This window comes from Streptosporangium sp. NPDC004631 (genome assembly GCF_053601935.1).
In genome coordinates this window covers 18,875-41,272 of the sequence record NZ_JBSGCR010000023.1, presented here as the reverse complement: position 1 = coordinate 41,272, position 22,398 = coordinate 18,875, and the positions used below count along the sequence as shown (strand labels likewise).

The window sequence follows — 22,398 nt, the reverse complement described above, 5'->3', positions numbered from 1 at the left end:
TAGCAGCTAGGTCAACCCGTGGTGGCCCACTCCGACGAGAGGGACGGGTGACGGTTCTTCGCCGAAACGGTCCCCCAAGCACAGAACCTGGCAGGCGACCGGCGGTACGGAGACCCTCCCGGGTGATGCCGGCCGGAGTGTGGGCGCGCGGGACCCGGCCGCCCAGAATAGTGGACTTGACCTCCAGGTAGGCGGTCTCGACCACCCACCCCCTAAAACCGGTAAAGCCGATCACCGGGGAGACATCCCCCGGCGACCGGCCACACCACTTCAGCCTACGGTGTCCCCGCGGCCGCGAGGAACTGACGGGTTCTCGCGTGCCGCGGGTTGCTCAGGAGCTCACGTGGGTCACCCCGTTCGACGACGAGGCCGGCGTCCATGAAGACGAGCTGGTCGGCGACGTCGCGGGCGAACGAGATCTCATGGGTGACGACGATCATCGTCATGCCGGAGCTCGCGAGAGAGCGGATGACGTCGAGCACCTCGCCGACGAGCTCGGGGTCGAGGGCCGAGGTCGGCTCGTCGAAGAGCATGACCTCGGGATTCATCGTCAGAGCCCGGGCGATCGCCACCCTCTGCTGCTGTCCGCCGGACAGCTGCGACGGATAGGCGTCGGCCTTGTCGGCCAGGCCCACCTGGGCCAGGGAGGAGCGAGCGATCTCCTCGGCCCGGGCCCGGGCCATCTTCTTGACCCGGACGGGCGCCTCCATGACGTTGCCCAGCGCCGTCATGTTGGGGAACAGGTTGAAGGACTGGAAGACCATGCCCATGCGCCGCCGCTGCCGAGCGATCTCCTTGGCCCGCATGTCGTAGAGGCGCCCGTTCTTCTCGCGGTAGCCGATGAGCTCCCCGCCGACCCGGATACGTCCCGCGGTGATGGTCTCAAGCCGGTTGACGCACCGCAGGAAGGTCGACTTGCCCGAGCCCGACGGCCCGATGATGCACATCACCTCCTGGCGCTCGACCTCAAGGTCGACCCCCTTGAGGACGTGGTGGTCACCGTAGAACTTGTGCACGCCCTCGGCCGTGACCATCGGTGCCGTCGCGGTCGGCCCCTGGTCGTCCCGCTCGGTGGTCGGTGATTCCGTCATGGTCGGTCCAATCTCTCGCGCCGGGAGCTCAGCGGGAATAGCCACGTGAGAGGCGCCGCTCAAGTACGCGCTGTCCGAAGGTGAGCAGCGAGACGAAGAAGAGGTACCAGAGCGTGGCCACCATCAACATCTCGATGACGCGGTAGTTCGACGTCGACAGGTCGGTCACCGCGTTCATCAGCTCGCCTCCGGCGATGACCGAGACGAGGGAGCTCTCCTTGAGCAGGATGATGAACCGGTTGCTCATCGGCGGGACGACGGTGCGCAGTGACTGCGGCAGGATGACGCGGCGCATGACGAGTCCGTCGGACATGCCGAGGGACTGCGCCGCCTCGCGCTGCCCCTGGGGGACACCGACGAGACCGCCGCGGATGACCTCCCCCATGTAGGCCCCCTCGTGGAGGGAGAGGGCGATCCAGGCCGCTACGAAGATCGTCAAAACCGAGTTCGTGTCCACCCGGAGGAAGTCCACGTCGGTGAAGGGCAGGCTGATGCTCAGGTGGGAGAAGAGGATCGCGAAGTTGCCCATGATGAGGACGAGCGACAGCAGCGGGACGCCGCGGAAGAACCACGTGTAGAAGCCGCTCACCGCTCGGAGGATCGGGTTGCCCGACAGCTTGGCGACGGCGACCAGTGTCCCGATGAGGGTGCCGAGGATGCCGGCGGCGAAGGTCAGCTCGAAGGTGACGAGGATGCCCTTGAGGACCTGTTCATGGAACAGATACCGCCACACGACCCCGTACTCAAGTGTCTCGTTGCGGGCCACGGACACGATGAGCTGCGCGGCATAGAGCGCGACGACGGCGGCTATGGCCCATTGACCGTATTTGCGTACGGGCACGGCCTTGATGGGCTCGACGGTCCCAGACGGAGAACCTGTCTCCGTCTGGGTGGCGGTGGTCCGAGAGGTCACGGCAGCCCGTTCCCGACCCCGTTGACGAGGATCTCGTCCTCGGTCAGTGCCGAGGAGCCGATGTCGTACCTGTCGAGGATCTTGGTGTACTCACCGTCGCGGACCGTGCCCTTCAGCGCGGCCTGCATGGCGTCGCGGAGCCGGGTGTTGTCCTTGAGGAGGGCCATGCCGAAGATGCCCGGCAGGAAGGTCGCGTCGGCGACCTCGAAGACGGTGCCGTCCTTCACGGTCTTGGCCTGGTACTGGTGCGAGGGCTTGATGCCGAGGAAGGAGTCGACCTTTCCCGACTGCATCGCCGTCTGGATGCCGAGCCGGTTGTTGTAGAGGAGAATCTCCATTTCCGGCTTGCCCTCGGCCGCGCATTTCTTCTTCTGCTCCTCAAGGAATACCTGGTCGAGACCCCCCTTGACGGTTCCCGCCCGTGTCCCGCAGAGAGAGTCGGCGTCGGTGATGTTCTTCGGGTTTCCCTTGTGGAGGAGCAGGCCGTGATCGGAGCGGAGGAAGTCGACGAAGTCCATCGTCTCCTGCCGTTCCTCGGTGTCGTTGATGACGCTCCAGTTGATGTCGATCCGCTTGGCCTGGAGCGCCGGAATGAGTCCCGCGTAGTCCATCCCGATGATCTCCAGTTTGACGCCCATCTTCTTCTCGACCTCGGCGGCCAGGTCCGGAATGATGCCCACGTTCTTATCGCCCGAGGCGTGGATCAGGGGCGGCGAGTTCGGGGAGACGCCGACCTTGATGACTTTCGACTTTTTGATCGAGTCCGGTAGCATGTTGAAGATCTCCCGGTCCGTGCCGGTCGACTCGGCGGAGCTCTCGGCGTCGCCTCCGCCGCCCGAGCAGGCGGTGGCGAGGAGCAGGGAGCCCGCGAGGACAAGCGGGAGGGTGGAGCGTCGTCGGGCGCGCCGTATTGTCATGCGATCCAACTTTCTTCAGTCTGGGGCCGTCGAGGCCCGAGGGGCTTGGAGGAGTTGGAGGAGATGGGCACCCGGCCCCCTCGAAGGATCAGACCGTGACCGAGTGGTGACGCCTCTGGGTACGGACACGCTATGTCCCTTGCTGGAGGCGAGGAAGCTGTGCCTGCCTATGCGAGGGATAGCTCCCGGTTATGCGCTGACATGTACCAGTGGCATTGATGTCGTATTTGTGGTTTTGATCACACTCTTCTAAAAAATGGGGCTATATGGCGTTTTGGGGTAGCTCCCCAGAACCTCCGCCGCGTTCGGACGGCCCGGCTCCCGGAACGGCCGGCCCGCAGCCCTTTTCCAGGTGTCATCGCACCTGCCTATTCCCGCCATAGGCAAGTGCGTCTACCTGTCTCCCGGACGAACAGGTTGAATCTCCGAGAGCACTCCGCGCGGTCCGACGACGGCCGCACCCACCACAGAGGCGGACCAGATGACCCTTGCCCTGACCAACGTTGGTGACTCGCACGACGGCACCGCATCGGGAACCGCCCTCCCGGGCGACGCGATCGTCGTCGAGGGGGGCTCGATCGCGTGGATCGGCGACAGTGGCGACGTGAGCCCGAACGACCACGAGGTCGTCCTCGACGTCCGCGGCCAGACCGTCGTGCCGGGCTTCATCGACTCACACGTCCACACGACCTTTGGCGACTACACGCCGCGGCAGAACACCGTGGGGTTCCTGGAGAGCTACGTCCACGGTGGGACGACGACGTGCATCTCGGCGTCCGAGGTCCACGTCCCCGGCCGCCCGACGAGCGTCGTCGGGGTGAAGGCCCTCGCGATCGCCGCGGCCCACAGCTACCGCGACTACTTCCCCGGCGGCATGACGGTCCACGCCGGATCCGTCATCCTCGAACCGGGGCTCACGGCCGCCGACTTCGCCGAGCTCCGGGAGGCGGGGGTCTGGATGGCCAAGGCCGGGTTCGGTGCCTTCGCCACGCCCTCCGCGTACGTCCCGGTCGTCCACGCCGCCCGCGAGGCGGGGATCGTCGTCATGTGTCACTCGGGCGGCGGCTCGATCGCCGGAAGCCTGGAGAAGATCGATGTCGACGTCCTCCTCGCGATGCGGCCGGACATCGCCGGCCACGTCAACGGCGGACCGACGTCACTCAGCCCCGAGGAGAACACGCGCATCGTCGTGGAGGGGGCCGGGACCGCCCTCCAGCTCGTTCACGCGGGCAACCTCGCCTCGGCGATCGACATCGCCGAGAAGGCCCTTGAGCACGACCAGTTCGAGCGGGTCCTCATCGCGACGGACACCCCGACGGGCACCGGCGTGATTCCCCTGGGGATGCTGCGCCAGATGGCCGAGCTCTGCTCGCTCGGCCCGCTGACGCCCCGTCAGGCCCTCAGCGCCTCGACCGGTCACGTGGCCGCGGTCTACGGCCTGGCGGAGGGTCTTCTCCAGGTCGGCCGTCCGGCCAACCTCGTCGTCCTCGACGCGCCCCTCGGCTCCCGCGCCGGCACCGCCTTCGACGCCCTCGCGCTCGGCGACCTGCCCGCGGTGACGACGGTGGTCTCCCGCGGTGAGCTGCGCCTGATGAGGAGCCGCAACACGCCGGGTGGCCGGCGCGCCGTCGCCCTCGTCTCCTGACCACCGGCCCGGGCCCCGGACGTTCCTCCCGGGGCCCGAGCCGGAACTACGGCTGAGCGCGGCTCATCCGGACGATCCGTTCACGCAGCCAACGGTGCGCGGGGTCGTCCATCCGGCGAGGATGCCAGTAGACGGCCTGGGTCACCGGCCGCAGAGCGACCGGAGACTCGAAGAGCTTGAGATTGAGCGAGCTCGGCATGAAACGCCAGAGCCGCTCGTGCACCATGGCGATGAAATTGCTCCCCGTGACGATGTGGGGGACGACGACGAAGTTCTCCGTCGTCATCTGGACATTGCGCGGAACCCCGAGCAGGTCGAACTGCCCGTCGACGTTCGAGCGCTTCCCGTCCGACCGGTACGCGATGTAGGGCAACTGGGAGAACCGCTGCGTCGTCAGGCCCTCGATCGCGTCGTTCTGCGCACTCGCCACCCCGACGAAGCGGTCCCGGAAGAGGGTGGCGCTGAGGAGGTCGGTGACCTCCCCCATGACCTCACGCGGCGTGATGATCATGTCGATCCGGTTGTTGCGCAGGTCGTCGAGGTGGCTGGCCATGACCGGCTGCACCTCCAAGTGGATGTTCATCGACATGCTGAGGTCGCTGACGAGATCCTTGAGGAGGACGAGGGTGATGTAGTCCGTCGCCGCGATGACGAACTGGCGCGACTCCGAGGTCGGGTCGAAGACCGGTCGCGTCGAGAGCGTGAACTCGATCTCGCGGAGGACCGCGGCGACCTGGTCGCGCAGGCCCTCGGCGTACGGCGTGAGGACGAGCCGGCGACCGGCGCGGACCATGAGCGGGTCGTCGAGCAACCGGCGCAGCCGGGCCAGCGAGGCACTCATCGAGGGCTGGCTCACCGACATCCGCTCGGCCGCCGCCGTCACCTGGCACTCCTGGAGCAGGTAGTGCAGGCTGACGAGGAGGTTGAGATCCACCCGGCGCAGGTCGAATCGAGACATGCCGGCGTCGGGCGGTTTCGTCATGGCCTGGCCACTTTCTCTCACCAACCGGTGGGCGCCGTAAGCCCCGACGGCGCTGCCGCCCGCATTCGATCGTGCGGTACCAGTGGCCTGCCCCCGATCTCGCCTGACCGCTTCACCGATCACTGGTCTTGCTTTCATGCTCCCAACAGACTACCTGTCCGATTTTCCGTTCAGGCGAAGCCCCGGGCGAGTACGGCCTCCGGCGCGACGAGCAGATCGATGAGGACCGGGCCGCGGCGCGTGCGCACGAACTCGGCGACACCGTCCAGGTCGGCGGGGACCCGCACCGTGAGCGCCTCGGCGCCGAGCGCGCGAGCCACTCCGGCGATATCGGGCCAGGCGAACGTCGTGAGATCGGGATCGAGGCCCCGGTTGCGGAACTGCACGTGCTCGGCGCCGTAGGCCCCGTCGTCGACGACCACGACGATGAGATCACGTCCGTGGCGCACCGCCGTCCCCAGCTCGGCGAGCCCTCCCATCATGAACCCGCCGTCACCGGTCACGAGGACCACCGGCTCGTCCGGGCGCGCGTACGTCATCCCGATCGCGTACCCCATGCCGAGGCCGATGGATCCGAAGTTGTTCGTGTGGACGTAGGCTCGCGGGGCGGTGACCGTCACCGCCTTCCACGCGTCGATGACGAACCGGCCGAGGTCGGTGGTGACCGACCGTCCCTCGGGGATGGCGCGGGCGATCTGCGCCAGGGCCGCACGCACGTCGAGCGGCCCCTCGGGGGAGTCGTGCCCGAGCGTGCGCTCCCGCTCCTCCGCCAGGCGCCGGGCGAGCGACTCGTCGCGGGCCCGGAGGCCGCCGATCTCCGCCTCGACGAGGCTCGTCAGCATGGCCTCGGCCACCCGGCCGGCGTCACCGAGAACGGTCGCGTCGACGGGCGCGTAACGCCCCAGGGCCTCGGGGTGCATGTCGCACTGGACGACGGCCTTCCCGGACAGGAGGGCCCCCTCGACCGTCGTGTGCCGGTTCAGGCCCGCCCCGAAGGAGATCACACAGTCGGCCTCGCCGATCGCCTCAAGGGCCGTCTCGGTCGACAGGGAGCCGAACAGGCCGAGGTCGTAGGCGTGTCCCTGGAAGATCGACTGACCCTGCAGCGTCGTCGCGAGCAGGGCGCCGATGTGGTCCGCGAGGGCGACGAGTCCGTCCCGGGCGTGCTCGGCACCTCGACCGGCGAGGATGAGAGGACGCCGCGCGCTCGCCACGATGCCCAGCGCGACGTCGAGGGCCTCGGGGTCCGGTCCGGGCGACTGGGGCGCGGACGGGATCACGACGGTGCCGGCGTCCTCCGTCACGGCGAGCTGAAGCTGCCGCGGGATGTTGAGGACCACGGGGCGCCGTTCGGCCACCGCGCGCCGGAAGGCCGTCGCGAGGTCCACCAGGGCCGTGGCCGGTGAGCGCATGAGCTCGAACCCGGCACCCGTCGGTATGACGACCTCGCGCTGAGCGAGCTTCTGGCTGTGGTCGCGCATTTCGGCGGGGGTGTCGCCGGCGATGACGACCATCGGGATCCGGCCCCGGGCCGCGTCGGTCAGAGCGGTCACCGTGTTCGTCAGGCCGGGGCCGTGCGTTACCGTCGCGACCCCGATCCCGCCCGAGCGCTGGGCGAAGCCGCTGGCCATGAGCACCGCGTTCGCCTCGTGCGTCGCCCCGACGTAGGTCCCGCCCTGCTCCTTGACGAAGGAGTCGATGAGCCAGAGATTCCCGTCGCCCATGAGACCGAACAGGGTGCTCACCCCAAGATCGGCGATTCCCCGGGCAAGGACCTGGTGGACCCGCGGGCCGGCCGTTCCCTCACTGTCACGCAGGGTCGGGGATCCTTGTGCCTCAGCCATTGCCGGCCTCACTTCCCGACCGTCCGGGCGCGGTCGACACGATGTACGGGGAGGGATCGAAGACGCCGTTCTCACGTCGGAAGCTGTGGGCGAAGTCGGGCCACAGGCTCGTGAGCCGGCCGTTCCTGGAGTCGACGTACCATGTCTGGCAGCCCTCGGACAGCCAGACGGTCCCCTCCATCTTCGTCTCCAGGTTACGCATGAACTCCTCCTCGACCTTTGCGTCGATGTCGACGACCCGGGCGGGGTCCTCGGCGAGGAAGTCGAGAACGCCGAGGATGTAGTCGACCTGAGACTCGATGATGTAGATGGCGGAGTTGTGCCCGAGACCGGTGTTGGGTCCACCCATGACGACGAGGTTGGGGAAGCCGTGGGGTGAGACCGTCGCGAAGGCCTGCATCCCGGTCGCCCACGCCTCGGACAGAGCCCGGCCGCCGGCCCCCCGCACCCGGTAGGAGATCGGCAGGTCGGTCGCCTCGAAGCCGGTCGCCGCGACGAGGACGTCCAGCTCGTGGGTCCGGCCGTCCACGGCGTGGACGACCGCCCCCTCGATCCGCTCGATACCCGACGCCTGGAGCGTGACGTGGGGCAGGTTGAACGTCGGGTAGTAGTCGTTGGACTTCAAACCTCGCTTGCACCCGAACACGTAGTCCGGTTTGAGCAGCTCGCGGGTCACCGGGTCCTTGACCTGGGTTTCGCGGTGCGCGTGCGCGTCCGCCGACGCCTTCTCAAGCAGGGCCGGCAGCGCCTGCCGCTCGACGAGGCGTGCCTCGTTGGCCCAGAAGAGCTCCTCGCGGAGGGCTTCGACGACCTCGGGAGACCGTTCGAAGGTGCGCTTCTCCACCTCGGTGTACGCGCGGTTGGTCCGCGGGCGCACGTACGCGGCGCCGCGCTGGAACACCGTCAGGTGACCGGCGACCTTCGCGATCTCGGGGATGATCTGGACCGCCGAGGCGCCGGTCCCGATGACCCCGACGCGCAGCCCGTCGAGCGCGGCGTCGTGGTCCCAGGCCGCGGAGTGGAACAACTTTCCGGAGAACGAGTCGATCCCGGGGATGTCCGGCATCTTCGGATCGGACAGGCGTCCGCTCGCGAGGACGAGGACACGGCCGACGAACTCCCTGCCGCCCGCGACGACCCGCCACTCGCCGGCCTCCTCGTCCCAGTCGGCGTCCGTCACCTCGCTGCCGAACCGGATGTGGTCGAGCAGGCCCTCGCGGGCCGTGTCCTTGAGATACTTGAAGATCTCCGGCTGCGGTGAGTAGACGTGCGTCCAGTCCGGGTTGATCCGGAAGGAGTACGAGTAGAGGTGCGACGACACGTCGCACGCGGCCCCGGGGTAGGTGTTGTCGCGCCACGTGCCGCCGACGTCGTCCGCCCGCTCAAGCATGACGAACGACTCGTACCCGGCACGCTTCATCCGCGTTCCCAGGCCGATCCCCGCGAACCCGGTCCCGACAATGATGACCTCGTACCGCTCCGGCCCCTCGTGCCTCGACGCCGTCACCGCGTCCTCCTCTTATTTCTCGTCATGACTGTCCATGGGTTCTTGGGTGGCTGCCCGGCGGGGCTGGACGAGATCGTGGACCGCGGCCATCAGACGACGATCGGCGGGATGTGGGCGCCCGCCGGGTACTCGTCCGGTCGCTGGGTGAAGGCGTCGACGAGCTGGTAGACCTCGGCAGGTCGCTCCGTGAGGACCGCGTGGCCCGCGCGCACCCGGGCCATTCTCGCGTCGCCGATGGCGCCGAGCATCTGCCGGCTGTGGTGCGGGGGGGCGATCTGATCGTGGTCGCACCCGATGATCAGCGTGGGAGCGCTTACCCTGGTCGCGGCCTCCAGCACGTCCACCTCGGCGTTGAGCCGCATCTGCCGCGCGCGGTCCGGCCCGGGGGACGAGCGCTCGACGAGCGCCGCCGCCTCCGCCGGGCTCAGCTTGGCGAGGTACTGCGCGCTGTAGGCGTTGAGCACGGCGAACGCGCCGAGCGCGTCGGATCCGGCCTCGAAGAGGGTGCGCCACACCCGGTTGCGGATCCGCTGGTGGGAGTCGGTCCGAAGCCACCCGGCTATGAGGGTGAGCGACGCGCAGCGCTCCGGTCGCTCGGCCGCGAGCGCGATCGAGACGACGGCGCCGAGTGAGTAGCCGACAAGATCGACCGGCTCGCCGGGCACGGCGTCATCGAGCACCGCACGGACTTTGGCGACGAGGGCGTCGAGGGTCAGCTCGCGGTCAGGGGCCGGGACGGAGCCGTAGTCGAGGGCGATGACCCGGCGACGGCTCGCGAGCATCGGGAAGAGCGCACCGAAGTGGGAGCGGGCCGTACCACCACTGCCGTGGACCAGGACGATGGGCCGCGGCTCGCCCTTGGACCGGACGGAGTCGACGTAGGGTACGACGTCGCCGTCAACCTCGACCTCGGACTCGTTCGCCCCTGGGTAAATGCTCACCGAGTTCCTTTCGAGACGCGCCCTCCCGGGCGACGGGGCCGGTTCGGCCAGTGGCGGACCGCCGCGACGCCGGCCTCGCCGGTGGCCGCTGCCGGCTCCCGCATGCCTGACGTCCGTCGAAGCCTAGGAGACCGCCGGACCGGCGGAGAAGGCACATCTCCCTATGGACGGGATAGGTGTCGGCTATGCCACTCGGTCCCGTCGGGCCGCCCCGTCCACGACCCCCGAGTCGTTGACCTCCAGGACTTCTGAGGGCATAGACGTAGGCTATCTCGCGCATACGAACCATTGCTTTTTCGTGGCCTCTCCCCCTCTCTTACGCTGACGGTCCCACCAACCCACTGACGGAGGAGAACGAGCACCATGGGGCGAGTCGGACGGGTCCTCGTCGTCGGAGGCGGTGTCGGTGGCTTGACGACCGCGACGGCACTGGCGCAACGTGGTGTCGAGGTCACCCTCGTCGAGAAGCAGGCGGACTTCTCCCTCCCCGGTGTCGGCCTGGGGCAGCCGGCCAACGCCCTCCGGGTCTACCGCCACCTCGGTGTCCTCGACCAGGTCCTCGACGCGGGCTTCGTCTACCGGGCGATGCGCTACTTCGACCACGATCGCAACCTCGTCGTCGAGCACCCCTTCCTCCTCGGCGACGCCACCACGCCCCCGGTCTGCGCCCTGACACGCCGGCGGCTCCACACGATCCTGTACGGCGCCGCGCTGCGCGCCGGCGCGTCGATCCGGATGGCCACGACGGTGACGGACCTTGAGGACACCGGCGACGCGGTCCGGGTGACGCTCTCCGACGGGACGGTCGAGACGGCCGACGTCGTCGCCGGCTTCGACGGCATCCGTTCGACCACCCGAGCGGCGATCTTCGGCGGGCGTTTCCGCCCGCGGCCCTCCGGCTACGGCGCCTGGCGCATCCAGGAGCCCCGGCCCGCGGAGGTCGACGCGATGGAGTTCCTCCAGGGGATCGGGTCCAAGACCGGCGCGATGCCACTGGACGAGAACCTCATGTATCTCTTCCACATCCGGCGGGAGGACCCGGAGGTGTGGTTCGACCACGCCACGCTCCACGTCGAGCTGCGCGAGCGGCTCGCCGGCTACGGCAGCTACGTCGCCGCCGCGCGCGACCGCCTCGGCCCCGACTCCGACATCGTCTACGGCCCCCTTGAGCTTCTTCTCATCCCGGGACCGTGGTATTCCGGCCGTGTCGTCCTCGGAGGCGACGCCGCCCACGTCGTGCCGCCCCATCTGACCCAGGGCGCGGCGATGGCCGCGGAGGACGGCCTCGTCCTCGCCGATGAGCTGACCCGCACCGACGTCGGTGTCGAGGAAATGCTCCGCAACTATACCTTCCGCCGGTATGCCCGGTGCGCGTTCGTCTATACCTTCGCCCGCCAGATGCTGGACGACGAGCAGGCCGTTCACACGCCGGCCCACCTCGCCCGGCACCGCGAGGACACCGCGGCCTACGGTTCGCCCCGCATCGGCGTGAGCGACCTCGTCCTCAACGAACCCGTCATCAAGGAGAGCGTCCCGGCATGAGCCTTCGCACCCAGCGCACCGACCGCGTCCTGCGCGTCACCCTGGACCGGCCCGACCAGGGGAACCGGCTCAACGCCGAGGTGCTCAACGCCCTCACCGACGTCCTCGCCGAGGCCCAGTCCGGACCGGACCCGGTCTCCGTCGTCATCCTCGACGCGGCGGGGGAGGACTTCTCCCTCGGACGCGAACGCGTCCCCGGGGCGCCGACGAACCCGAAGGCCATCACCGCCGAGTTCGAGCTGATCCAGCGGACCAACGAGGCCCTCGGCTCGTGCACCGCCGTGACCGTCGCCGCGCTCCACGGACGCGCGGAGGGCGCCGGGCTGTCCCTCGCCGCGCGGTGCGACATCGTCGTCGCCGCGGACGACGCCGTCCTGTCCTTTCCGGAGATCCCGCACGGCATCCCGCCGACGATCGTCCTCAGCCACTACCGGTACGTCCTGCCCCAGCACATCCTCGGCGACCTCATCTTCACCGGACGCGAGCTCGACGGCCGGGAGGCGGTCGCCTTCGGCCTGGCGGCGCGGCACGTCCCGAGGGCCGCGCTCGCGGACGAGGTCACGGCCATCGCCGACCAGGTCGCCGGCTACGACCAGGCCTCGATCCAGCTCGTCAAGCGCTTCCTGCGGATGACGACGAGCCTGTCCCCGAACGACGCCCCGAGCACCGGCATCGCCCTCTACGCCGTCGAGATGGCCGACCGGGCCCTCGCCGCCACGTCGCCGCGCCGATGACACGATCCCCGCATCCCTCTCTCGACTTCCAGGAGCTCCCCATGTACGACTTCTCAGGCAAGGTGACCCTCGTGACCGGGGGTGGCGGCGGGATCGGCGAGGCCACCGCGCGTCTCTTCGCCGAATGCGGCAGCCGCGTCGTCGTCGCGGACCGCGACGTCGAGGCGGCCGAGCGGGTGGCCGCCGACATCGGTGAGCTCGCCGCGGCGACGCGCGTCGACGTCGTCGACCCGGGCTCCGTGTCGGACATGGTCTCCTTCACCGAGAAGCGGTTCGGCGCGTTGCACGTCCTCGTCAACAACGCCGGGATCTCAAGCCCGAAGTCGCCCGTCGAGAACTCCGACATCGCGAACTTCGAGCGCGTCTTCGACATCAACGTCAAAGGCGTCTACCTCGGCGTCCGGAGCGCCGTGCCGCTCCTGCGCCGCAGCGGGGGAGGGTCGATCCTCAACACGGCCTCGGTCGCCGGTCTCTTCCCGCGTCCTCAGTCGTCGATCTACGCCGCGTCCAAGGCCGCTGTCATCACCATGACCAAGGCGCTGTCGATCGAGCTCGCCCCGGCCATCCGCGTCAACTGCGTGTGCCCCTCGACGATCGACACCGGCTTCATGGCGAACGTCTTCCCCGACGAGCGGGCGCTGGCGAACTTCCGGGAACGCCTCCACGCGAACCCCGGCGCGTCCATGCCCCTGAACATCCTCCTTGAGACGAAGGACGTCGCGCTCGCGTACGCCTTCCTCGCCTCCGACCACGCCAGGGGCATATCCGGCGTGGCGTTGCCGATCGACGGCGCCCGCAGCGCCGGCGACATCAGCTGAGGCGTGGTGCGGTCTCCCATTCCACGGCGCCGGAAAGCACTCTCATGACCACAGCATCCCGCCGAGTCGTCGTCGTCGGGGCCGGGCTCGCCGGTCTCTGCGCGGCGCTGAGCGCCCGTGAGCACGGGGCGGAAGTCCTCGTCCTCGAAGCCTCGCCCCGTGACGCACGCGGCGGCAACAGCCGGTTCTCCAACGGATCCTTCCGCTTCGCGCACGACGGCCTGCACCACGACGGGGAGCTCGCCCTTGAGCTTCTCATCGACGTCGCGTCCGACCCCGACGCCGCACGCCTCCGGATCGCGCCCTACACCCGCGCGGACTTCCGGGACGACATCCTCCGGACCTCTCACAACCGGTCCAACCCCGAAGAGCTCGACCTCGTCGTCGACGCGTCGTTCGAGACCCTGCGCTGGCTCCGGGCACACGGGGTGTCGTTGGGCTTCAACCTCAAGTTCTCCCATGTCCAGGAGGTGCGGTCGACGGATTCGACGACCCTCGACCCCGGGGCCTGTGTGGCGGCGCACGACAGCGGTGAGGGTCTCATGGAGTCCCTCTTCGGAGCGGCCGAGGACGCCGGCGTCACGATCCGCTACAACGCCGTACTCCAGGACCTCCTCGTCGAGGACGGCCGTGTCGCCGGCGTCCACGCCATGGTGGGCGGCCGGCCGGTCGAGGAGCGCGGCACGGTCGTCCTCGCGAGCGGCGGTTTCGAGGCCAACCCGGAGATGCGCCGCAAGTATCTCGGGCGGGGGTGGGACCTCGTCGCGGTGCGCGGCAGCCGATACAACACCGGTCTCGGCCTCACCCGCGCGCTTGAGATAGGGGCCATGCCGGGCGGCCACTGGGGGGGCTGTCACTCGGTGCCCACCGACGCCGACATCCCCCTCGTCGGGGACCTGGACCGGTCGCCCCGGAGCGAGCGTTACTCCTACGCCGACGGCATCCTCGTCAACGAGCTCGGGGAACGCTTCGTCGACGAGGGCGAGGACCTGTTCACGATGACCTACACGAAGGTCGGGGCGGCGATCTGCGATCAGCCCGCCGGCCTGGCCTATCAGGTCTTCGACGCCCGGACGAGCCACAACCTCCAGCAGCACTACTATTCGCACGGCCACCCGACCGTCGCCGACACCCTTGAGGAGCTGGCGCTCGCGATCGGCGTGCCCGCACACCGGTTCACCGCCATGGTGGCCCGCTTCAACGAGGCCTGCGCCACCCCCACACCGGACGGTCCCCCGGAGGACCTCGGGGCGGCACCGGCCGGACAGCCGGCGAAGTCGCACTGGGCGCTTCCCATCGACAGACCGCCGTTCGTCGCCTACAAGGTCACCTCCGGGATCTCGTTCACCTATGGCGGCATCACCACGGACACCGACATGGCGGTCCTGCACGTCGGCGGCCACCGGATCGGTGATCTCTTCGCGGCGGGTGGCGTCGTCGGCGGCCTCTTCTACCACAACTACCCGGCGGCGGCGGCGCTGACGCGGGCCGCCGTCTGCGGCCGGAGGGCCGGACGATCGGCTGCCGGGGCTCTCGCCGAGAGGCCCTGACCGGCGGACGGGACGGCGGGAGAGGGAAAAGGAGAAGGGAGGAGGGCTCCGCGGCGGCCGCGGAGCCCTCCTCCCCGTGCGGTTCTCTCCGGTTCCCCTCGCGCCCCGCCCCGGTCACACCGGGGCGAGGACCGGCCACAGCCCGGAGCCGTAGGCGCGAGAGGCGATCTGGCGCCCGAGCACCCCCGACCAGTACTGCTCGTCTCCGTCCTCGTCGCGCCAGGCCCACAGACGACGGGAGCTGAGACCCAGCTCGTGCTCCTCGGTCGTCCCGATCGCCCCGTGCACCTGGTGGCCCAGCAGGGTGATGACCTCCGCACTCGCACCGGCGCGCGTCTTGGCGGCGGCGACGGCCATGGAGTCGACCTCGTGGGGCGCGGACTCCTCAGCGGTGCGCGCCGCGCCCTCCAGGGACGCACGGGCCGCGACCAGCTGGGTCGTCATCGTGGCGAGGTAGTGCGCGATGACCTGGAACCTCGCCAGCGGCCGTCCGAACTGCTCGCGGACGGTGACGTGGCCGAGCGACAGATCGACGACCCGTTCGAGGGCCCCGACCATGAGTGCGGCCCGGCCGAGCGCCGCCCGGGCGTGAGCACCTTCGATGCTCACGCCGGGGAGGTCGTGGACCTCACGGCACACGGCTCCGGTCAGCCGCACCTCGTCCCGCGGTTCGCCGGCGACGTTGCTCCCGTGCGTCCAGGTGAGGGCGGCCCCGGCCGCAGCCGGATCGACGACCGCGAGCTGGGTGGCGTCACCCTCCTCAATGACGACGAGGAGCTCGCGGGCGTGACGCCCCCAGGGGACCGCCACCGTGCCGGTGAGCCGCGACCGGCCGTCGGAGTCGTCGAGGTAGACGGACCTGTTCCGGCAGAGGGCCGTTCCCGACGGCCCCTCCGAGACCGGAAGACCGGCCTGTGACTTCAACCAGCCGCCGACGAAGGCGGACTCGGCGAGTGGGATCGGGGCGTTGTGGTAGCCGGCGACCCGGACGACCGTCAGCGCCTCGGCGGTCGTCCCGCCCCCGCCGCCAAGGCGCTCGGGGACGTCGACCGTCGTCATGCCGAGACTCTCAAGCTCGCCCCACAGGTCGGCGGCCCACGTCCGTCCGAGGTCGCGGACCGTGTCGGGCCCGAGCCGCTCCGCCAGCAGGTCGCCGACGACGCCCGCCAGTTCCTCCGCGTCGCTCACAGTCCCAGCTCCTTCGCCACGATCTCCCGCAGGATCTCGTTCGTTCCTCCCCGGAACTTCATGCCGGGCCCGAAAAGGACGGCGTCCCGCAGAGCTCGTCCAAGATCCGTCTCGATCGTGCGGCGGTGCGCGGGGACCGCCCTCCGGACGGCGTCGGGAATCTTGTGTTCGAACTGGGTCCCGAGGTCTTTGACGAGCGCGCTCATCAGCGTGGGGCTCCGTCCCGAGTCCACCTCGGCGGCCACACCGGCCGACAGGCGGCGCAGGGTCGTGAACTCCGCCATGAGCTCGCCGAAGGTCTGCTCCGCCTGGGGGTCACCGTGCCTGGCGACCTCCCGGGCGAGCGCTTCGAGCAGCGGGTAGTTGCTCATGAAGCGCTCCGGGCCGCTGCGTTCGAGGGCCAGCTCGGCGCGGAGCTGTGCCCAGCCCTCCCCCTCGTTCCCGAGGAGCATCCCGTCCGGGACGAAGACGTCGTCGAAGAAGACCTCGTTGAAGTGGTGGCTGCCGTCGAGGATGCGGATCGGACGGATGTCGACACCCGGGGCGGCGAGGTCGACGATGAGCTGGCTCAGGCCGCGGTGGCGGTCCCCGTGCTGACCACTCGTCCGGGCCAGCACCATGACGAACTGGCACCGATGCGCATGGCTCGTCCAGATCTTCGAGCCCTGAAGCACCCATCCGCCGTCGCAGCGGGTGGCCTTCGTCCGGACGCTCGCGAGGTCCGATCCGCTGCCGGGCTCACTCAGTCCCAGGGCGAAGAACAGGCGGCCGGCCGCCATCTCAGGCAGGAGGGTTTCCCGCTGCTCCCGGGACCCGTACCGGAGGAGCGCCGGCCCGGTCTGCCGGTCCGAGACCCAGTGGGCCGCGACGGGCGCACCCGCCGCGAGCAGCTCCTCGGTCACGACGAAGCGGTCGAGCGCCGATCCGCCCTGGCCGCCGGCCTCCTTCGGCCAGCTGACCCCGAGCCATCCACGCGACCCCAGCTCGGCGCTGAAGCCGGGATCGAAGCCGACGTGCCACGCGTCGCACGACGGCACGTACCGGCCGTCGGCCCGGGCTCTGGTGAGGAACGTCCGGACCTCCAGGCGCAGCCGGCGCGCGGACTCGGGGAAGTCGGCCTCACCGATCACGACCCGATCCCCGATCTTCACGGCGGCCATCAGCCGACCACCGCGGCGGCCCGCAGGCCGGCGACCTCGGCGGCGGAGTAGCCGAGACGCTCCAGTACGGCGTCCGTGTCGGCGCCGAACGCCGGCGGCTGGCGCAGCCTGCCCGGCGTGGAGGTCAGGCGGGCTCCCCGCCCGGCCACCCGCAGCCCGTCCGGGCCGTCGAGGGTGACCTCAAGTCCCAGGTGCCGGACCTGGTCGTGTTCGAAGGTCTCACTCGTCGTGAGGACCGGGGCGGCGGGGACGTCCTCCTCGGCGAGCCGCTTCAGCCAGTGGTCCCGGCCCGCCCCCGCGAACGACGTGGACAGCTCCTCCCGCAGCTCGCGGTAGTTCTTCACACGCCGGGCATAGGTGGAGAAACGCGGATCGCCGTCGAGTTCCGGCCGTTCGACGACGGCCAGGAGCCGGTGCCAGAACTTCAGGGGGGACGACAGATGGATCACGAACGGACGCCCGTCCCCGGCGCGGAAGCCGAACGACTGGGACTGACGGGGTCTCGTCAGCCAGTCCTGCTCCTCGCCCGTCCTGAAGTAGTGCGCCGCAGGCTCGGCGAGGAAGCTCACCGTGGCCTCGATCATCGACGTCTGGACGTACTGGCCTCGCCCCGTGCGGGACCGCTCGACGAGGGCGGCCTGAATCGCCAGCGCGGCGGTCATCCCGGTGATGCTGTCCGACAGCGCCGGCCCGACCGGCTGGGGATACTCGATCTCCGACAGCTGGGCCATGAGCCCGGACAGGCCCTGGCCGATGGCGTCGTACATCGGGAGCGAGGCGGCGGGCCCGTCGGGGCCGGCCCCGGTGATCGAGCAGTAGACCAGACCGGGGTGCTCCCCGGCCACCCGGTCGTAGTCGAGCCCGAAGCCGGCCATGACCCCGGGCCGGAAGTTCTCGACGAGAACGTCGGCGTCGCCGAGAAGGCGGCGGAGGACGACGCGACCGTCGTCGGTGGCCAGGTCGAGACCGATGGACTGCTTGTTTCGGTTGTACGCCAGGAACCGGGCCGAGATCCCGGGCTCACCGGCCTGGCGGAACGGGTCGCCGCCGGTGACGGGCTCGACCTTGACGACGGTCGCACCGAGGTCGCCGAGCAGCATCGCCGCGTACGGCGCCGTGATGAACCGGCCGATCTCGACGACCGTGATCCCCGCCAGCGGGCCACCAGCACTCATCCTCAAACCCCTTCCGGCGTCGTGGGCTCGCACACGCGTCCAGACGCCGTCGTCGCCGGCGGAATCCCGCCGACGTGTATGGCGCCTCTCATACCGACTGGCCGGCCTGGCTCTGGTCAGGATTCGGGTACGGCTCGTGCGCGGGCCGGTACGACTTCTCGTCGATGAACTGCGACAGCCCCGTCCGGTAGCCGTTCTGGGGGTCTGTCGCCTTGAGCTGGACGAACTTGGCCGCCATGTAGTCAAGCGACTGGTCGAAGTCCATGCCGCGCCGGAGCGCGCGGTAGACCTGCTTCGTGGCGTTCACGACGGCCTGGTTCTTCGCCATCATCATCTCGGCGAACTCCTGGGTGCGGGGCCGGAGGTCGGCCGCCGGGACGGCGAAGTTGGCCAGACCGAGCTCGACCGCGCGCCGCCCGTGGAAGCGCTCACCCGTCATGCAGTAGTACATGCCGTCGCGGTAGCCCATCGCCTCGACGACCGCGCGGCTGACCATCCCGCCGGGGATGATGCCCCAGTTCACCTCGGAGAGGCTGTACTGCGCCTCCTCGGAGGTGATGGCGAAGTCGCAGCCGATGAGGTGGGTGAAGGCGCCGCCGACGCACCAGCCGTCGACCATCGCGATGGTGATCTTCGGGAAGTTCCAGAGGCGCTCCCAGCGCCACTTCCAGAACTTCTGCTCCTGGAGGTAGCGCTCCGTCGCGTCGTTCTCAAGCCCCCGGAAGGAGTCCTTGAGGTCCTGACCGGCCGAGAAGACGCCCCCCTCGCCGTGGATGACGACGACCTTGGTCTCGGCGTCGAGCTCAAGCTCGTCGAAGGCGGCCGACATGTCCCGGTGGACCTGCGGGCTCATCGCGTTGCGCTTCTCCGGCCGGTTGATCGAGACCCAGGCGATTCCGTCGCCCTCGCGGACGATCCTCACGGTCTCAAGTTCCTTGGTGGTCACTGTTCGTACTCCGTTCTGCGCGCGTAGAGGTGTCGGCGGGAGGACTCAGCGCCCCAGCGCGACGTGGACGGTCTTCTGGCGGGTGTAGCTCACGACTTCCTCGACGCTCTCCTCCCGGCCGATGCCGGAGTTCTGGAAACCGCCGAAAGGCGTGCCCGCGAAGTGCGTCGCGGCGTCGTTGACCCAGACGTAGCCGACCTCAAGACGCTGGGCGACCCGATGGGCCACCGTGATGTCCCGCGTCCAGATCGCGCCGGTCAGGCCGTAGTCGACCGCGTTGGCGATCTCGACGGCCTCGTCGAGGTCGGACCACCGGATCACCGACAGGACGGGGCCGAAGATCTCCTCGCGGGCGATCCGCATCCGCGGCGTCACATGGTCGAAGACCGTCGGTGCGATGAAGTGGCCCGCGTCACCGGCGACGCCGGCGGGGCGGTGGCCACCGGTGACGAGGGTCGCGCCCTCCTCACGGGCCGAGTCGATGTAGGAGATCGTCTTGAGGTACTGGCCTTCGGTGGCCAGCGTCCCCATCTGCGTTCCGGGGTCGAGGGGGTCTCCGACGGCGACCTGCTCGGACAGGACCCGGATCCTCTCGACGAGCTCGTCCGCGATGGACTCGTGGACGAGAAGACGGGAGGTCGAGCTGCACGACTGGCTCTGCCAGCCACGGAAGTTCATGCCCTTGACGACCCCCTCCGCGGCGGCGGCGAGGTCGACGTCGGGACAGACGATGATCGCGTTCTTGCCGCCGAGCTCCAGGGTGATGTCCTTGACCGCGACCTCGGCCGCCTCGCGCTGGATCGCCCGCCCGGTGGCCTCGCTGCCGATGAACCCGATCCGGCGGATCTCGGGGTGCCGGACGATCGCCCGAGGCACCTCAAGCCCCTGGCCGACGAGGACGCTGAGCAGCCCCGCGGGCAGGTGGGGCGCGAACAGCTCGCCCATCCGCAACGCGGAGAGCGGGCTGGCGTCCGACGGCTTGAGGATGACGGCGTTGCCGGCGATGAGCGGGGCCGCGATCTTCTGGAGGGCGAAGCTGACCGGATGGTTGAAGGCGACGATGCGCGCGACGACCCCGAACGGCTCCCGGAGGGTGTAGTGGAGGTGGCTCGACGTGGCCGGCAGCGTGCTGCCGCCGAGGTGGGTGGCGGCCCCGGCCATGAACTCCATGACCTCGATGCCGAACTCGACGTCGGGAACCATCGACGAGACGGTGTTGCCCACGTCGACGGCGTCGAGCACGGCGAGCTCGCGCCGATGGTCACGGGCGACGGCGGCGAGCCGGAGGACAAGCCGGACCCGTTCCTGGACGGTGACGGACCTCCACTCCGCCGCGGCCTTGAGGCCGGCGTCGACCGCGCGGTCGACGTCGTCGCGACCGCCGTCGGGGATCCGGCACACGACCTCGCCCGTGACCGGGCTCACCTTGTCGTAGGTCCGTCCGCTGAGGGCCGGCACCGTCGTGCCCCCCAGGACGAGGCCCCACTCGTGGTCGCCGACCCACGAGGCGTCGACCGGCGTGCCGGGAACCCAGGTCTCCTCCGCGTGACGCGGTACGGCGGGGCTCATCGGAGCCCGTCACCGACGAGGTTGACCGCGGTGGGACCGCCGGAGCGCTCATGGACACGGCCACCGGTGGCCACCGCGGCGCAGATGAGGATCTCGTCCGGCTTCGGCCCGTCGGGAACCGTGAGCGTGACGGCGTCGTAGTGGCTACGGACGTAGAGCGCGTCCTTGTGGGCCAGGGGGATGTCGATGCTCACGCCGGCCGCGGCCACCTTGGTGACCGACGAGATCCACGCGAGGCCACCGCCGACGCTCTCCCGGAGGGCGTCACCGAAGAGGGAGGTCACACAGGCGACGGCGTGTTCCTGTTCGCCGGCGAGCCCCGCGACACCGCCCTTGCCGAAGCTCTCGATCGGCCGGCCTCCGAGCAGCGCCTGGGCGCGGCGGCCCAGTTCGCGGCCCAGCCAGGGGCTCGGGTCGATGAGCTCTGAGAGGTCCTTGTCGCGACGGCCCGCGTACGGGTTGACGAAGACGACTCCGACGGCGGCCTTGACGAGGGGCAGCCCGGAAGGCTCGTGTCCGTCGTGGACGACCTCGTCGACGTGGCTGACCCAACGGCGGATCTGGTAGCTCATACTTTCCCTCGGTTTACGTTCGGCGACCTTGCCGACCATTGAATCCCCTCGTCGAGGGCCGCAGGAAGACGAATCTCCCTATGGCGACCATCAGACGCGCTGATGTCCGTGGACGGCGAAGATCGCGATCGCCGCGGCCGGCTCCAAAGCCACTCCCGCCCACGGATCACGCTCACTTCACAGCCGCTCACAGGCCGCGTCGACGCGCTCGTCCGTCGCGGTCAGCGCGATCCGCACATGCCGGGCACAGCTGGGTCCGTAGATGGCCCCGGGTGCCACGAGGATGCCCTTCTCTGCGAGGTCGGCCGAGGTCACCCAGCAGTCCTCGTCACGGGTGGCCCAGAGGTAGAGCCCGGCGTCGGAGTGCTCGACACGCAGGCCGGCACGGCCGACCGCCGCGAGAAGCCTCTCCCGGCGCCGGCCGTAGACCGCGCGCTGCGCCCGCACGTGCTCGTCGTCGGAGAGAGCGGCCGCCATCGCGTGCTGTACCGGGGTCGGCATCATCATGCCCGTGTGCTTTCGCACCTGGAGCACTCGGGCGATCAGCGCGGGGTCCCCGGCCACCAGCCCCGCCCGATAGCCGGCGAGGTTCGACTGCTTGGAGAGCGAGTAGACCATCAGCAGGTTCTCGTGGCTCCCACCGCAGACCTCGACGTCGAGAATGCTCGGGGTGGCCCTGGCGTGGCCTCCGTCCCGCCAGTCCAGCTCGGCGTAGCACTCGTCGCTGGCGACGACGACGTCGTTGGCGCGCGCCCACTCGACGACCCGTCGCAGGTACGCCACGTCGTGGACCTCACCGTGGGGATTGCCGGGCGTGTTGAGCCAGATGAGCTTCACCCTCCCCTTCTCCCCGAGGGAGTCGAGCGTCGCCGGCGGCCCGAGGAGGCGCACCTCGGCACCTGTGATCTCCGAGCCGACCAGATAGGTCGGGTAGGCCACGGGCGGGACCCCCACGATGTCGCCCGCGCCGATGCCCAGCATCGTCGGAAGCCAGGCGACGAGCTCCTTGCTCCCGATGGTCGGAAGCACCGCCTCGGGGCCGAGTCCCACGACGTTCCTTCTCCGCTCGCACCACCCGACGATGGCCCGGCGCAGGTCGGCCGAGCCCGAGGCCATGGGATACGGGGCCGCGTCGGCATGCGCCTTGAGCGCCTCCTGGACGACGGCCGGCGTCGGATCCACCGGCGTACCGATCGAGAGATCCACCAGCCCGTCCGGATGGGCCTCGGCCTTCCTGCGTGCGGGGATCAGCAGATCCCAGGGAAAGTCCGGAAGTTTTCCTATACCCATCGGGTGAGCTCCTT

At 69.7% G+C, this 22,398-nt stretch carries 19 protein-coding genes; 5 read left to right on the top strand and 14 right to left on the bottom strand.

Annotated elements, in window-relative coordinates:
- Nucleotides 1–275 precede the first annotated feature (275 nt).
- The 3 genes from ACWEF2_RS22010 to ACWEF2_RS22000 are packed head-to-tail and all read right to left on the bottom strand — an operon-like array spanning nt 276 to nt 2,921.
- A complete protein-coding gene (locus ACWEF2_RS22010) occupies nt 276–1,091 on the bottom strand; it encodes an amino acid ABC transporter ATP-binding protein (protein WP_453817911.1) in 816 nt (271 codons plus the stop codon).
- A 28-nt stretch (nt 1,092–1,119) separates the two neighbouring features.
- Nucleotides 1,120–2,004: an amino acid ABC transporter permease gene (locus ACWEF2_RS22005; RefSeq protein WP_453817909.1), complete on the bottom strand. Its 885-nt coding sequence runs from the start codon at nt 2,002–2,004 to the stop codon at nt 1,120–1,122.
- A complete protein-coding gene (locus tag ACWEF2_RS22000) occupies nt 2,001–2,921 on the bottom strand; it encodes an ABC transporter substrate-binding protein (RefSeq protein WP_453817907.1) in 921 nt (306 codons plus the stop codon). The genes ACWEF2_RS22005 and ACWEF2_RS22000 overlap by 4 nt, the downstream gene beginning before the upstream one ends.
- A gap of 481 nt (nt 2,922–3,402) precedes the next feature.
- Between ACWEF2_RS22000 and ACWEF2_RS21995 the strand changes: the two genes are divergently transcribed.
- Nucleotides 3,403–4,566: an amidohydrolase family protein gene (locus ACWEF2_RS21995; protein ID WP_453817905.1), complete on the top strand. Its 1,164-nt coding sequence runs from the start codon at nt 3,403–3,405 to the stop codon at nt 4,564–4,566.
- 46 nt (nt 4,567–4,612) lie between these two features.
- Here ACWEF2_RS21995 and ACWEF2_RS21990 read toward each other — a convergent pair whose 3' ends face one another.
- The 4 genes from ACWEF2_RS21990 to ACWEF2_RS21975 all read right to left on the bottom strand — a co-directional run bounded on the left by ACWEF2_RS21990 (nt 4,613) and on the right by ACWEF2_RS21975 (nt 9,840).
- Nucleotides 4,613–5,548: a LysR family transcriptional regulator gene (locus tag ACWEF2_RS21990; protein WP_453817903.1), complete on the bottom strand. Its 936-nt coding sequence runs from the start codon at nt 5,546–5,548 to the stop codon at nt 4,613–4,615.
- Nucleotides 5,549–5,718: 170 nt separating this feature from the next.
- A complete protein-coding gene (locus tag ACWEF2_RS21985) occupies nt 5,719–7,392 on the bottom strand; it encodes a thiamine pyrophosphate-binding protein (protein WP_453817901.1) in 1,674 nt (557 codons plus the stop codon).
- Nucleotides 7,385–8,899, bottom strand: a complete 1,515-nt coding sequence (locus tag ACWEF2_RS21980) for a flavin-containing monooxygenase (protein ID WP_453817899.1) — start codon at nt 8,897–8,899, stop codon at nt 7,385–7,387. Before ACWEF2_RS21980 ends, ACWEF2_RS21985 begins: the two co-directional genes overlap by 8 nt.
- A gap of 89 nt (nt 8,900–8,988) precedes the next feature.
- Nucleotides 8,989–9,840: an alpha/beta fold hydrolase gene (locus tag ACWEF2_RS21975; RefSeq protein WP_453817897.1), complete on the bottom strand. Its 852-nt coding sequence runs from the start codon at nt 9,838–9,840 to the stop codon at nt 8,989–8,991.
- Nucleotides 9,841–10,203: 363 nt separating this feature from the next.
- Here ACWEF2_RS21975 and ACWEF2_RS21970 point away from each other — a divergent pair, with 363 nt between their 5' ends.
- Genes ACWEF2_RS21970 through tcuA form a run of 4 tightly spaced genes read left to right on the top strand, consistent with a single transcriptional unit; the run spans nt 10,204 to nt 14,484 of the window.
- Nucleotides 10,204–11,382: an FAD-dependent oxidoreductase gene (locus ACWEF2_RS21970; protein ID WP_453817895.1), complete on the top strand. Its 1,179-nt coding sequence runs from the start codon at nt 10,204–10,206 to the stop codon at nt 11,380–11,382.
- On the top strand, nt 11,379–12,116 hold the full coding sequence (locus ACWEF2_RS21965) for an enoyl-CoA hydratase/isomerase family protein (RefSeq protein WP_453817893.1): 738 nt from the start codon (nt 11,379–11,381) through the stop codon (nt 12,114–12,116). The genes ACWEF2_RS21970 and ACWEF2_RS21965 overlap by 4 nt, the downstream gene beginning before the upstream one ends.
- Before the next feature lie 41 nt (nt 12,117–12,157).
- Nucleotides 12,158–12,934, top strand: a complete 777-nt coding sequence (locus ACWEF2_RS21960) for an SDR family oxidoreductase (protein WP_453817891.1) — start codon at nt 12,158–12,160, stop codon at nt 12,932–12,934.
- A gap of 44 nt (nt 12,935–12,978) precedes the next feature.
- Complete coding sequence (gene tcuA / locus ACWEF2_RS21955) at nt 12,979–14,484, top strand: FAD-dependent tricarballylate dehydrogenase TcuA (RefSeq protein ID WP_453817890.1); 1,506 nt, start codon at nt 12,979–12,981, stop codon at nt 14,482–14,484.
- A gap of 114 nt (nt 14,485–14,598) precedes the next feature.
- Here tcuA and ACWEF2_RS21950 read toward each other — a convergent pair whose 3' ends face one another.
- The 7 genes from ACWEF2_RS21950 to dapC form a co-directional block, all read right to left on the bottom strand.
- Nucleotides 14,599–15,672, bottom strand: coding sequence for an acyl-CoA dehydrogenase family protein (locus tag ACWEF2_RS21950; protein WP_453817888.1), 1,074 nt, complete (start codon nt 15,670–15,672; stop codon nt 14,599–14,601).
- On the bottom strand, nt 15,669–16,832 hold the full coding sequence (locus ACWEF2_RS21945) for an acyl-CoA dehydrogenase family protein (protein ID WP_453817886.1): 1,164 nt from the start codon (nt 16,830–16,832) through the stop codon (nt 15,669–15,671). The genes ACWEF2_RS21950 and ACWEF2_RS21945 overlap by 4 nt, the downstream gene beginning before the upstream one ends.
- Complete coding sequence (locus ACWEF2_RS21940) at nt 16,832–18,007, bottom strand: CaiB/BaiF CoA transferase family protein (protein ID WP_453817884.1); 1,176 nt, start codon at nt 18,005–18,007, stop codon at nt 16,832–16,834. The genes ACWEF2_RS21945 and ACWEF2_RS21940 overlap by 1 nt, the downstream gene beginning before the upstream one ends.
- A gap of 88 nt (nt 18,008–18,095) precedes the next feature.
- Nucleotides 18,096–18,953, bottom strand: a complete 858-nt coding sequence (locus ACWEF2_RS21935; protein WP_453817882.1) for a p-hydroxycinnamoyl CoA hydratase/lyase — start codon at nt 18,951–18,953, stop codon at nt 18,096–18,098.
- 45 nt (nt 18,954–18,998) lie between these two features.
- Nucleotides 18,999–20,522, bottom strand: coding sequence for an aldehyde dehydrogenase family protein (locus ACWEF2_RS21930; RefSeq protein ID WP_453817880.1), 1,524 nt, complete (start codon nt 20,520–20,522; stop codon nt 18,999–19,001).
- On the bottom strand, nt 20,519–21,094 hold the full coding sequence (locus tag ACWEF2_RS21925; protein ID WP_453817878.1) for an amino acid synthesis family protein: 576 nt from the start codon (nt 21,092–21,094) through the stop codon (nt 20,519–20,521). Before ACWEF2_RS21925 ends, ACWEF2_RS21930 begins: the two co-directional genes overlap by 4 nt.
- A gap of 177 nt (nt 21,095–21,271) precedes the next feature.
- On the bottom strand, nt 21,272–22,384 hold the full coding sequence (gene dapC / locus ACWEF2_RS21920; protein WP_453817876.1) for a succinyldiaminopimelate transaminase: 1,113 nt from the start codon (nt 22,382–22,384) through the stop codon (nt 21,272–21,274).
- Nucleotides 22,385–22,398 lie beyond the last annotated feature (14 nt).

Excerpts from the sequence above, each read along its gene's own strand:
- ACWEF2_RS21940 (WP_453817884.1), bottom strand. The coding sequence starts at position 18,007 with ATGAGTGCTGGTGGCCCGCTGGCGGGGATCACGGTCGTCGAGATCGGC.
- ACWEF2_RS21925 (WP_453817878.1), bottom strand. The coding sequence starts at position 21,094 with ATGAGCTACCAGATCCGCCGTTGGGTCAGCCACGTCGACGAGGTCGTC.
- ACWEF2_RS22010 (WP_453817911.1), bottom strand. The coding sequence starts at position 1,091 with ATGACGGAATCACCGACCACCGAGCGGGACGACCAGGGGCCGACCGCG.
- ACWEF2_RS21930 (WP_453817880.1), bottom strand. The coding sequence starts at position 20,522 with ATGAGCCCCGCCGTACCGCGTCACGCGGAGGAGACCTGGGTTCCCGGC.
- ACWEF2_RS21990 (WP_453817903.1), bottom strand. The coding sequence starts at position 5,548 with ATGACGAAACCGCCCGACGCCGGCATGTCTCGATTCGACCTGCGCCGG.
- ACWEF2_RS21970 (WP_453817895.1), top strand. The coding sequence starts at position 10,204 with ATGGGGCGAGTCGGACGGGTCCTCGTCGTCGGAGGCGGTGTCGGTGGC.
- tcuA (WP_453817890.1), top strand. The coding sequence starts at position 12,979 with ATGACCACAGCATCCCGCCGAGTCGTCGTCGTCGGGGCCGGGCTCGCC.
- ACWEF2_RS21985 (WP_453817901.1), bottom strand. The coding sequence starts at position 7,392 with ATGGCTGAGGCACAAGGATCCCCGACCCTGCGTGACAGTGAGGGAACG.
- dapC (WP_453817876.1), bottom strand. The coding sequence starts at position 22,384 with ATGGGTATAGGAAAACTTCCGGACTTTCCCTGGGATCTGCTGATCCCC.
- ACWEF2_RS22000 (WP_453817907.1), bottom strand. The coding sequence starts at position 2,921 with ATGACAATACGGCGCGCCCGACGACGCTCCACCCTCCCGCTTGTCCTC.
- ACWEF2_RS21995 (WP_453817905.1), top strand. The coding sequence starts at position 3,403 with ATGACCCTTGCCCTGACCAACGTTGGTGACTCGCACGACGGCACCGCA.
- ACWEF2_RS21945 (WP_453817886.1), bottom strand. The coding sequence starts at position 16,832 with ATGGCCGCCGTGAAGATCGGGGATCGGGTCGTGATCGGTGAGGCCGAC.
- ACWEF2_RS21960 (WP_453817891.1), top strand. The coding sequence starts at position 12,158 with ATGTACGACTTCTCAGGCAAGGTGACCCTCGTGACCGGGGGTGGCGGC.
- ACWEF2_RS21965 (WP_453817893.1), top strand. The coding sequence starts at position 11,379 with ATGAGCCTTCGCACCCAGCGCACCGACCGCGTCCTGCGCGTCACCCTG.